A 13,761-nucleotide genomic window follows, 5' to 3' on the forward strand; every position below is an offset into this window, starting at 1 on the left:
TCTTGTTGGGCCACTGCAGTGCAGTGGCCTTTTTTGTTTTACCCAAAACAAACTCTAAAAAGCGCAAAGCGCACTTTAACTGTGTGGTGAAGGTGAGTCTGTGTGCATGAGAAATGCTTACTTACACTTGTAATATTGTTAGATCTCCGAGTATGGAGAGATATAGTTCTCGCTTTGAGAATAAATATTGGTTTATGAATCCAGGGTGAATGTCATATGTGAATAAAGTAGTCATTATGGTATAATCCGCGCCGATTTCCCGTTTAAGAAACATAGGTTAACGATGAACTTTAAAGGACTATTGTGTTGTGTTGTGTTCTTTTCACCACTGCTAAACGCATTTGAGCAGGCTTACGCCCCTATACGAGTTGGCAAAATCATAACCGTCATTCCCATTGAATTGATGCCTGAGAACATCGTTCGGCTATCTACTAAACGAACGGGTGATGCCTCTCAACTGGCTTGGACACCTGTTTCGGATGCAGACTATTACGTAGTCGAGTACTATCAGGGTGGCCAATGGAGAACGGTGAATGACAAGGTCCTGACGCCTTTTACCAGCACAACTCACACTGGTCCTTTTCGAATAAAGTCATGTCATCGCTATGGTTGTTCACAGTGGCAGCAAAATGCAGTGACGGTCGATGCAGATCTGGAAGTTCAGGCATTTTACGCCAGTAGCAGTCGGGTTGAATCCGGTGAGGTGTTTAAGTTGCACTGGTCGCTATCAGGTGCAACTGCGATTTCAGTTACCAAATCTGTTAACCAATACACAACACCTGCACTGACAATGAAGTCACCTTCATTAAGGTCGCTGTCGCAAAGTACCAATCATGTTACTAAATATAAATTAACAGCCTATGGTTTTGGTGGGCAAAGCATTCAGCGCGAGCTTGTCGTTTCTCCGCTCGCTGAGGCCCGCATTATTGAGCAAGCATTGCCATCCAGTTATCCCCAACCATTACGGGAGCTGGGCCTGGATGTGATAGAGCGAACTATTATTGAACACAATGGTAGCCTGTATTTTGCAACCCACGACGAAAGGTTGTTCAAATATAAAAGTCAGGTCATACATATAGAGCATGGCGAAAGAGATATTACCTGGCAAAAAGAGTGGGAGCTCAATACTGCTGGGGTTGTAGCCAATGCGCCTGTGTTTAATGACGGTTTTGCTTACTTCACTGTGAGTATGATGGGAGAGAAAGGCAAGGTCTGCAAGGTTGATATAAATAATTCCGATGTAAGGTGCTCGAGGCAATTTAACAGTAATATCATTGCTGCACCGGTATTAGTCAATAAGACTTTGCTCAATAGTGCAGCGTCTTCGTTTGACAAATCTAGTTTATTGAGCTCAGCACCTGAGCCAAATGCGGTGCTGACCAGTGGTCTGTATATTTTCCAACGCGATGGCACCATCAAGGTGCTGGACACCAAAGATCTCACATCAGAGCTTAAAACCTACACTATGCCATCACAAGTAAAGAACGTTATCACAACACCTTTGCTCGTTGGGTCTATTGAGCTTGTTCATGCTGCGCAGCAATCCTCTCGGCTTGCTCAGAAAGTGGAAGAAGTGATGAATTCCTCTGTTTCTGAACCTCAGCTTATTTACCGTGAAGGTAATAGATTGCTGGGGATCACTTTCCCAAAAAATGCACCTCAGAGTGCTTCTGCCACAGAGTTGATGTCACGTATGTTAGGCCTGGAAACGTCACAACCGGCGTCTCAGGATAGCCAGTCAATGCAAGTGGTATGGGAAGCGGAGTTATAATATGAGATATAATAAGCAATTACTGATTACTTTCTTTGCTTTGCTGGTATCGTTTTTTTCACTGGAAGCGCATGCTATACCGGTCTTTAACAACTGTTTCTTAAAAAATTCTTATGAATTACCTTACAGCTCCAGTCTTAAGATCACACTAACTGGAAACTATGAGGAATATTATTTCCCAGAAACGGGGAGTCAATATACCAGTTTTCAAGGGATTCACTCTTTGTACAAAGGGAATAATAAGCTTCATGGATGGACTACGAGGATCTTGAGAGAAAGTGAATTACCGGCCGGTCTGAAGCATGCTACAGAAGACTATTATGTACCTTTATTGGTTACTTCTAATATGACCGTTGGGAAGTATGATCTCGTAGTACGTATGACAACAGCAGATCATGAAGAAGTGGACGATCCATATAGCCAGGTGCCTTCATATATACCGTATGATCATGACTGTGTGGTCAAAATTGATATCTTCAATTTAACTAAACCGGAAATCAGAAGCACGAGTCCATCCAGCGACACTCAAATAGTGCAGGATCAACCTTTAACTGTGAGTTTTACCGCTTTTGATGCAGGTGCAGACTATGCGTCATTTAATATCTACCGCGGTACAACGCGCCTATCGCCCAGCTGTTCCAGTTCAAATGGCAACAAGTCAAAAACTTGTAAGGTGAGTTATGGAAAAAATGGCTTGGGTCTTGGTGAGCATACTTTTAAAGCTACTGTAAAGGATAGCCGGGGCTATGATGTCACCGCAACCCGTAAGGTGACAGTGAAGGAGAAAAACACAGCTCCCATCATCAGTAATTTTTCTGTCTCACCAGACATTGGTGCAGTCGGGCAAGCGATATCAGTTAGCTTTACCGTAAAAGATAACGATACACAAAGCTATAATAAACTCTCACATGTAACGTTGCAGCGGGATAGTCAGGATCCTGTCACAGTTTCGCAACAAGACTGTGCTCTTTTGGGGGAGGGTTACAAAAGCTGTACGCTAAATTTTGGCACTATCAACGCAGATAATGCTCAAACCAGTATTACGCTGACAGTGTACGATAAGGAGAGAGCTAATGACAGCAGCAGCGACACTGTAAAGTTTGTGCCTGCAGATCTGACGGTCTCTTCAATTTCTGTCTCACCAGTCACTCCGTTTATTGATGATATAGTGAAAGTCACTGCAAACTTAAATAGTGGTTTGGAGTATTTGGATACTTTACAGCTATGTGCAATGAGAGGAGGCCGTTTTACCCAAGGTGCTCCTTGTCCCTCTAGTGCCATTATCAGCAGTGCCTGTAATAAAACAAACGGTAGCTGTTCTGCATTCTATAATCTGGCAGGATATTCCACTCCTGCTAACTTCAAAGTTTATGCGGCCAATAAGTTTGGTGATACAGAGGAATCTTTACTCACTGTGATGCCCAAGAGTTACTTTGGTGGTGCGCTGAGCATTAATGCTCTCCCCGGTACTAGCCATATTGTGGGTAACCCCGTTTCATTCGTTGCTCTCATCGGGGCGATTAATAAGAATTCAGAAACTCTAAAGCGTATAGAGCTTAAGTCTGGAGAGACTTTGCTGCAGTCCTACTCGGTCAACATCCCACTTTCCCGGGATAAAGCCGTAGAACACCACTTTTCCTGGACACCAGAGGTGGTTCGTTCAAACATGCCTGTATCAGCTGTGTTGTACGATGATAAGAATCAGTTGGTTCACACGTCTTCTGTTTATTTGGACATAGTATATCCGGATACCCCCAAGCCAGGGCTGCCTAAACTCATTATCAACCCCGCCGGTGCTGGCACCTATCAGGTTGTGGCAAGCGAACTGTCAAATACAAGGCAGCTTAACTTTTCAGCAACCGTCAATGGTGCAGACAAAGCCATTTTACCTAATGCAGAAATTAAGTCACCAGGTGACAGCGCTTCTGTTCAGTTAGATGTCAACTATGCGGACCATAACAAGACATTACGGGTCTGTGTACTTGCATCAAATTATTTGATCTCTGGTGATGAGGCTATCCCTGATACGTTCAAAGAAGCTGATCAGCAGGTATGTGTAACGCAGCAGATTACACATCCAAAGCCCATACCGGAGACACCCAAATTCAGCGCACTGAAATCTCAGGTTAGCGGCAAATACACCGTTCAGTGGCAGCAACAAAATGATGGTGCAACTAATGTATTCCGCTTGTACCGTTGGAATGGCTTGCCCTCTGATCGTGATTTGTCTGAGCTGATATATGAAGGGGCTGAGAATCAAGTAACGATTAATAGTCCTGAACAAGGTCACGTAACTTACGAAATACACGCATGCTTTGATGACAGTACGTGTACTGCAGGTCAGCAGTTTACCGTTGAGCACCTACCGCCATATATTCAGTCTGCAAGTGTAGTCCAGTGTGGTACTCAGCGTTGCCTTGATGTAAAAGGTATTGGCTTTTCTGCGACACAATCCACTCTTCAGTTACAGCTGCGCCAGACAGCTGAGACCTATTCGTATTCTTTTCTAACACTAGTGCCTGACGGGTTTCAGCAACCTCTTTCCAACTATATTGCTGACAAGTTAATTGAAGGAGGTGCTTACCTTAAGATCGGCAATGGTGTGAAACACAATCAGTTACCAGTTCACTCTAGCATTGTCGTTTCTGGCAGTGGCTCAGATAACGGCCCTGATCTACTTTCCCGAGGCTTTACTTTCAGTGGTAATGGTATTTTGTATGCTGGCTCAGAGTCGGGGCTCAATGCCTATATAGTGACACCAGAACAAAAGTTTGAGTTGAAATGGACCCATGAAACACCGGCTGGTCTGGCGGAAGCCTCGAAATATGACGATGTGGTAGCAATGCCCGTGGTCAAAAGTAACACTTCTTTAACGCAAGGAGGAATATATGATGACGTTTACTTTGGTTCACGCAACAATCGCTTTTATCGTATTAAACATGACATCACCAATGCAAATGAGTCCAGTAAGCGCGTTGTGTGGTTGTTTGATACTCGAGGACCAATTGTAGCACCAGCTCAACTTTCAAAAGTGTATGGAGCAGAATTACCAGTTGTTTATGTCGGCTCTTTAGATGAAGCCTTGTACGCATTGAATGCGGACACAGGTGAAGTTTATTGGCATTATTTGCTCCCTGATTCCGGCGGGATTGTTGCGCAACCTCAAGTATCTGCTGATGGTTATGTCTATGTTCAAACCAAGAAAGATGTTTACGTTATAAGCCCTGGACTGATCAAACAAAATGCTATGCATTGGAAAGGGTTAGGTGAACTCGAAAAGTTACTGAACGAGCATTTTCCACAGTGGCGCGATACCATCGAAGGGGATGCGAAACTGCTGCATCCGGAACAAAGAGATGAGGTAATTTGGACACTCACAGAGCTCATGTTTGTACTCAGAAATGAGTACCCAACAAAAGATCAAATTAATATATTGAGCTATCTCGTCACCAATAATCTTCTGTCTATTGAAGAGGTAACACGCTTAATTTTGAGTAGCGTGACAGAAGATAATGTTGCGATATACAGCAACATTGCAATGTCAAATGAAGATTTCGCTTTGGCCATGATAGCCAAAGTGAAAAATATATCTCACCACGAAGCTAAAGCGGTATTAGTAGGTGGAAAAAACTACGTTTATTGGCAGGGCTTGCTTGATGAGGGCATGTCCAGAGCAAACCTGGTGCTCGAGTTGCTATTTTATCGAAGTGAGCAATATGACCAGTTAACACTGAAAACACTCAATTACTTCTACGATTTCTGTTCGACCAATGAAGCATGTAACTACAGTGCCGACGATGATGGCGACGGGCTCAGCTTTGCCGCTGAGTTGGCACTTGGTACCGACCCCTTTGATAAGAGTGATGGTTTGCAAACTCCAACGCTTGTGCTAGAAAGTCAGAATTTTGGCAATTTGAGTTTTGTGTTTTCCTCTTCTGGTGCGGTTGAGCAGTATGTGCTAGAAAAAAGTGAAAACGGACAGTCCTATGAGATAGACACTTGGGTGAAAGCAAGCAAGAGTGGCGAAAATGCGCAAAGCTCAGATTCGACGTCACATTTAGTGTCTGTACCTAACGGTAGTTTCAAGTTCAGGATAAAAGCGTGTGTTTCTGTTGCTTTAGAGCCTGGTGCAGAAAAAACGTTCTGTAGCCAACAGTACTCTGAGGCCCTACATGTGTTGGTTCAGGACAGCGTGGCTATGTCTAATATTAATCTTCACCTACCCGACTTGGCTGTGAGAGAGCCTACACATGATATGTATGCACGTGCGCTACACGCACGCCTTACGCCAACTCAGGGTAATTTCCGAGTAACAGAAAATGGCAGTGCCGGTTACACAGTACCGATTGAATTGCCATCCGGTATAGCAGGGGTCACACCACAGGTAACACTTAACTACGATTCACAGGCGGGTAACTCTAACGTGGCGCTGGGTTGGTCCATCGGTGCAGGTGGGGCTATTTCTCGTTGCCCACAAACGCTCGCACAGGATGGTCAGTTTAAGCCGTTAACCTTTACACAAAGCGACCGCTTCTGCTTGGGTGGACAAAGGTTGATCCCAGCAGATGTGGAAGGTGACTTTGATGATTACAACACCCTGGAGACCTACGTACTGGAACTAGACTCTCAGGTGACGGTTGCAAAAATCAGTACCGCAGACAGCGTAGAGTTTTTAGTCAAAGGGAAAGATGGCACACTGAAGCGATTTGGTGGAAAGGCTGACAATGAAGTTCGTCTTGGTGGCAGAAACGACAGAACACTAACCTGGCTACTGCATTCGGTGTATGACAACATGCAAGCCGAAGACACAGCTATAAAGTATGAGTACAGTGCCTCTGTGTCAGGTCATGTCCTAGGCGAAGCGGAAAAAGTGCTGACGAAAATTACCTACAGTGGTAACAGTGTTGAATTTGATTATAGATCGGGCGACATACGCAGAGCGGGTTATGTTTTTGATGGACTAATGTCATCTGAGCGTGCCGAGCTGCAAAATATCATCGTCAAGAATCATTACAAGAGAGTTATATCCCGCTTTGAGCTAGGAACAGAAACTACAGTAAATGGTCTGCGTTTACTGACTTCAGTTAAGCAATGTGATGCTGGCAGTGTCTGCAAATTGCCAATCCAGTTTAGCTATGACACTTTCTCTGATTCTCTAACTTACACGGAAAGTTCTACCGTTTATGGGTTACCCTACGATGAGAATGGGAACCACCGGCTTGCTGCAATGTTGAGTGTAGACAGTGAAGGCGATGGTGTGCCTGAAATTGCGGTACTCGAGCGCTACGAAGATAAAGATTACAAACTGTGTTTACTCAAAAAAGGTCGTAATCGTAACGATGAAGCTTCTCGCTTTGTTTGTACAAGCTTTGTGCGTGGTGATGATGAAGTAAGTGTCTCTGTTGAGTCCATAGACTACAATAATGATGGTAAACAAGAGCTGTTTGTCAACATGAAAAAAGACTATGACAGCAACTATAAGCGTGATTACTTTACTATCTATGAACTGGTTGGCCAGACCCTGCAACGTGTGGATATCGATGACATATTTAAACACTCTACACTGGAAAGCAATTTGTATTTTAAAGAGCCCAAATTTGCTGATTTTAACGGCGATGGGTATAGCGATATTGTCTATAAGCGTGACACTGGTGAAACAGCATATGTGCGCTATTTTGATCCGGTTGAGAATGTATTCTCGGTTCCCTTAGACGTTACTGTTTATGGTACCAACTGGTCAGCCTCTGTAAGTGAAGAAGATGGAGAGTGGTATGTAGCTGATATGAATGCTGATGGACTGGCTGATATTGTTTCGTTGAAATGCAATGAACTGAATAAGTGTGATGAAAAACAATCAAATAGCGTTCTAGTCAACTATAATCGCGGTTCCATTGAAACAAATTACCCTGATGCAGGGGCGTTAGCTCTGCAATTTGAGTCGCAGCAAATTGTCTCTACCAAAAAAGTCCGCTCTCTACAGCTGATGGATGCCAATGCAGATGGCCTTATCGACTTGCTCTTTTTAGATGTCTCAGAGTGGGATAAGTACAAAGGCGATCAGGCAGGTAGCTGGCAGTTATGGATCAATAAGTCTCAGTCTGAGCCTATGTTTGAGCGTAACTTTACATACGATGTTGACCTGGATTTGAGTGATCGCAGCGAAATCCATAAAGATGTCACTACACCCACAGCCATTGATGTAGACCGAAATGGTAAACCAGATCTGTTCTTCCGGGGTAAGCTAGATATCAACTGGACGCATTTCGAGTGGTCGCCACAAAAAAATACGCTGGATCAGGTAGACAGGTTTTCGATTTCAACCGCAACCCTGCGGTCAATATCAGGAGACTATCTCACATCCTTTGATTTTGATTCAGATGGAAATAATGATTTGCTTTTCAAAAAAGGTCCATTTATCGAGATCCGTTATGATCAAAGCATGATGGCCACCAGTGGGCTCCTCAGAACGGTAACACAAGGGTACGGCAGTAAAACTGAGATAGACTATGCCTCTATGACTGACCCCGATGTTTACAAAGGCAATGTTATCGCGTTTACGCAAGACGAAGCAGTGAAGCGTACTGATCTCAAAGTAAATAAGTATATTGCTCCTATACAGTTGGTCAGTAAGGTAACGACGGACAGTCCGGACAGTACAAATGTTGGCACGGTATCGATAGATTACTTCTATGAAGGTGCGCGCGTACAGTTTGGTGGACGCGGTATGCTGGGCTTTCAGTCTCTGACCACAACTTCTTATAAACAAGAACAGCAGTCAGATGAACAATATGCAATAGTAACAACAACACGTTATCTGCAGCATTTTCCATTCACAGGCATGCCAGTGTCGACCGACAAGTATTTTAAGAAAGTAGGTGAAGCGGACACATTTATGTCACCAACTAAGTATTTGACACGGGCATACAATACATACAAATATGTTGAAATCGAGCACCGCGGTGGTAAGGCCTACCAGGCTCTGCTGCAAAATGCTCGCGAATGTGATGCGAGATTAAATAGCAATTATACAATCAGCGGCTATGGGTGTAGTGAAACTGCCATGACGCATGATAAGGATAACAACGCGAATCTGATTGAGTCTGTCGTTACCAAGTTCAATGTGAATACTTCGGATATTTATACCTTTATACGCTCTGGTAATGCTGGAACTGCACTGTCTAAAGTCACCACCACCAATGAGTATACCGGCACAGCACAAGCGAAACGCTTTGGCCGGATCACTAAGGCAACAGCAAAACATACAGATGGTAGCGGTAATAACGGCATCAGCAAGACATCAGAGTTTGTGTATTACGGTGCAAGTGACACACATCCGTACATGCTTAAGCAGGAAATCATTGCCCCGGGCGGGAGTTGTGATGCGCAACTAACTAAAACGTATATCTATGATGATGTTGGAAATATCAAACTTACGAAGACAAGTAACGACAGTGACCAATGTGAAAGTAAGGACAAGCAAACGCGTGTGACTGAACATGTGTATGATGCTGATGGTCGCTACCTGCGATATAGCTTGCAAAATGTGGATACCGCTCCAGCTGACTTAAGCGCTGGGTTGAAGGGCTCTGATACTTTGGTTGCAAAAAGTGCTGAAGTCCTGGTCCGTAACGAACACGGAGCACCCACAAAAATCCTTTCTCCTAGTGGAATGTACACTTATAAGCTATATGATACCTTTGGCAGTGCCATTGGTCAGTATCAAACCACGGGCGCGCACAGCTATACCTACCTAAGAGAATGTGCTGAGCTTCAGTGTTCCGTGAAATCTGAGCGTTATGTTAACGGTGAGCTGCTCGAGACACAGTATCTGGATAAAGCAGGCAGACCCTATAAATCTATTGTACCGAGTGTGTTAGGGGCGCCTTTAGAAACCACTAACGTTTATGATACGTATGGCCGACTGCTTCAAACTCAAGCACATCGTGCCAAACCAGTAAAAACCTACCATGATATTTTTGATCGGGTTCAGAAAGTGGTCGATGAAAACTCTGGTATGACGACTGAAACGACTTTCAGCGGATTAGAGTCGACAACCACAATCAGTGGTCATATTGGCAATGAATCTAGTGCCTCACAATCCACGACGACGACAAAGAATGCATTGGGTCAGGTTGTTCAGGCCACTGATAGTATGGGTAACACTCTAACCTATACATATGATGTTATGGGCAATCAGGATACTGTTTCTTCGTCAGCGGATAATGGCCGTATCCTGTTAGACAATGAGTACGATGCGCTTGGTCGCAGAGTTGAGTTGAAAGATGCTGACAGAGGCACCTGGGCATACACGTATAATGCTTTCGGTGAGCTTACAAGTCAGACTGATGCGCGTAAGGTAACTCAGTTCTTTACCTATGACTTACTGGGTCGTAAAACACACCAGACCCAGGAAGTAGGAGCTGCGGCCGATGGTAAAGACAGTGCGGCTTATCTGCAAACGGAAATAATATCTGAAGGCGACAGTACCTGGGAATACGGTACAGAGGCCAGCAATGTGCATCAGTTAATTTCTGCTTCTCAGGGGCAGGACTGGCGTCAGTTTTATTTCTACGATAATTTTGGCCGCGCGGTTGCGACCCTGACATCGCTCGAGCGCGCAAGTGCTTGTAATAAAGATGATGTTGAGCTGGATTCCAACCACTATGATCTGCGTATTAAAGTATCAGATCCGGACAACTTACCTGCTATAGCTGATCCTTTAACTTCATTGTGTGTCATTCAGCAGCAAGCCTATGATGCTCATGGCAGACTTGCCTTCCAGTTTGATGACTACCGCCGTATGAATAACGGTGGGGAAGACAAATATATTGAAGCCAGAGGCGTGAAAAATACCTATCAATATGGCCAATTGTTTGAGCGAAGGGAAGCTCGTGAAGGGAGCAGAGGACGTATCTACTACCAGGTTAAGTCCTTAAATACACGCGGACAGGTGAGCCAGTACATCAAAGGTGGTAAGACGATGGCAGTCACCTATGACCCTGTTACCGGAGCTCTGACTCAATTTTCAGGTGAAGGAGAGCTTGAGGCCGTCCAGTCAGACAGTTATGCCTTTGATGGTCTGGGTAACCTGATTAATCGTACCCTGACCGGGTTTGAGCTGGAAACGTTTGGCTATGATGAGCTCAATCGGGTGACGCATATCAATGGTACACAACAGTTTGAATACGACAGTAATGGTAACCTCAGAAAAATAGGGAAATGGCACCAGACATATGGGGAGCATGGTGCAGCGCCCCATGCGCTAACTACCAGAAGCAATTCGATTAACTCAGGTGGTAATGGAAGTGGTACGCCTATCATTCTTCCGCCACCACCACCCAAGTTCGATACCTGGGGGAGCGAGGAGGCGCAAAGCAATGCGACACTTCAAAGTCGTTTTGCAGCACCATTGAGTAACGCGAATATTGCGGATAGTGTTTACGTAACAGAATCTTATTTTTACGATGCAAATGGCAACCAGACGCGTATGAAGCGTGATGGAGTAACAACACGGACCCTCAAATATAGCACACGTAACAAAGTGAAGGAAATCGAAGGCCGTAGTGAAACAGTGACCTTCGACTACGACATTAACAACCGTCGCTACAAGCGGGAAGATGGCAGTCAGACGGTCTATTATGTAGGGGCGCTGGAGTTAACGACCAAGTCGGGCAATGACAAGCAGGCTTTCATTAAGCGTTATGTGGGTAATGATGCGACGATAAAGTACACCTCGGGCGATGAACAGGCTCCTGGCAGCACGATACAGTGGCTGTTTACGGACCATCAGGGATCGATTGTGGCTATTACCGATCAGTATTTTAATGTTGTAAAGCGCATGAGCTACGACGTGTTTGGCCAATTGCGTACATCAGAATCTGAAACGGAAAAAGCTGCGAAGGCGGTTGGGTTGCACCCTGACCTGGCGTTCCTGTTTGATATTTCTGACAACACCCGCGGTTATACGGGACATGAGCCCGTAATGCTTGACGGTGAAAGCCGTATCATACATATGAATGGCCGCATTTATGACGCACTTACCGGGCGCTTTATGCAGCCGGATCCCGTCACGCAGGCACCGGGCAATTTGCAAAACTACAATACCTATAGTTATGTGTATAACAACCCGCTGTCTTATACCGACCCGAGTGGCTATATTATTAAGCCACTGAAAAAGCTGAGGCGGAATATCATTCGTGCGACGGCTAAGGTATTTGGTAAAGAGTTAACAAATATTGTAGGAACAGCGCTGGCAGCGCAATGTGGCCCAGGAGCACCTGCGTGTATTGCGATCTGGAATTATGAATATAACCGCGCTATGGGCGTTCCACCAGAGTATGCCAGAAACTCGGCGTATATTGCCTTTATGAGTGCCCATGTACTGACCCAAATTGGTGGGAACTTCAACAAGGTAGGTGCGAAAAACTTGGCTAAGTATGGTAGCGTTGAAGCTGCCAAAAGCGCTGGTCTGCATAGCTTTGGTGGCAACATGTTGACTACCGGGCAGGTGGCGGCACAAATCACAGCACATGCCGTTATTGGCGGAATCTCTTCTGTAATGAGCGACGGAAAGTTTGGTCATGGTTTCTTTAGTGCGGGGATCACAAAAGGAGTTGGCGGGGCTTACTTGCCTGGAGGTGGCGAGTTGACAGCCACACAGATAGCCCAGGGAACGGTTATCTCTGCAGCCATTGGTGGTACAGCATCAGAGATTTCTGGAGGCAAGTTCTCTAATGGTGCTCAATTCGGTGCTATGCAGTATTTGTATAATCAAAGTTTTGCGACGCGCGCTAAGAAATGGTTAAAAAGAAACTTTGCTGATGTAGCTGATGCAGCTTCAGAGCTTGTACCTGACGGGTATAGTGGCAATGTTAATTCATTTGATCATAAGTATTTAGGTGGATGTGCAAGGAACAATGTTTATAATATGTGCTCGCAAAGGGTAGATGATTGGAGAACTGTCATGGGATTAGAGGGGTATGGAAGAACTCCTCTCACATATGCAATTGAATTTATTGAGCATGAGATGACAAACTATCAAGTATGTAAGCAATACTGTTTAGGTGCAGATTGGACTCCACTTGATAAGTATATCCCAGCTGCGCCAGATGAACTATTAATGCTTGCAGATCCACAAGGGTCTTTCTTTGAGCAAGTACTCGGAAATTAACATGTACTACATTCTATTGTTTTTTTTGTTTTTTATACCCAATGTATTCTCTTTTGATCTGAATGTGCAGATACCCTCAGAAACGTTTTGTCAGAAACTGGAAGAAGGTGGGGCTATGAATCAGAAGGAGCCTGATTTAAACCGGCCACACATGAATGATCTTTTTATAAGTCAATTGAATACATTTGGTAGGTGCCTATATAAAAAAGGAAAGGAAAAGGAGGCTATTGAGTTTTGGCTACTTGCGTCGTCTTATGGCTCTGAACATGGCGCCGAACTTGCGGGTAGTTACCTGTTTAACCATGCCAGCAGCTCTACAGAGCTATTGTCTGCGATGTCAATTTTGAGAGGGGTAGGGCAGTCAAATACAAAGGCGCTCAATCGATTTCATATTCAATCAGCGCTGGCGATATTAAAAGGTGAGTATCTTAATAAAAGCAATAAACTAGCGCTATACAATCTATACACTGCAATGAAAAATGGGTCAGCTGAAGCTGCCTACCTCATTGCATACTTTAAAGAAACAGGGGTTTTTCCAAATAAAAACGAACAATACTCAGAAGAATATTGGATAGCGATTGGAGACAAACTGCTTGGGGAGGCTTCGTATAAAGTATTTACCCATGAGGCGATATTAAGTGATTTGTATGGGCCATCACTGAGGCAGCTAATAGAAAAATAGTTTTAAGGCCGTTTGTAATGTATTTAAAGGATAAATAAGAGTTGCTTGGCGTGCAGGTAAAGTTACGTGGACAGCCACCTAAAATTGGCGTACGGAATGTACGCCGTCTACCTTTAGGTGATTCTCAATGGATTGAGG

Annotated in this window: 3 protein-coding genes; all 3 read left to right on the top strand. The window is 44.5% G+C overall.

The annotated features are described in order from the left end of the window. Positions 1–283: 283 nt before the first annotated feature. Positions 284–1,771, top strand: coding sequence for a hypothetical protein (locus NH568_RS09820; RefSeq protein ID WP_253046606.1), 1,488 nt, complete (start codon positions 284–286; stop codon positions 1,769–1,771). Between the two features lie 268 nt (positions 1,772–2,039). Next, complete coding sequence (locus tag NH568_RS09825) at positions 2,040–12,941, top strand: RHS repeat-associated core domain-containing protein (RefSeq protein WP_253046608.1); 10,902 nt, start codon at positions 2,040–2,042, stop codon at positions 12,939–12,941. 115 nt (positions 12,942–13,056) lie between these two features. Next, a complete protein-coding gene (locus NH568_RS09830; RefSeq protein ID WP_253046610.1) occupies positions 13,057–13,623 on the top strand; it encodes a hypothetical protein in 567 nt (188 codons plus the stop codon). Positions 13,624–13,761: the final 138 nt, after the last annotated feature.

The sequence above is a fragment of the Pseudoalteromonas sp. XMcav2-N genome, from assembly GCF_024124545.1.
GTDB lineage: Bacteria > Pseudomonadota > Gammaproteobacteria > Enterobacterales > Alteromonadaceae > Pseudoalteromonas.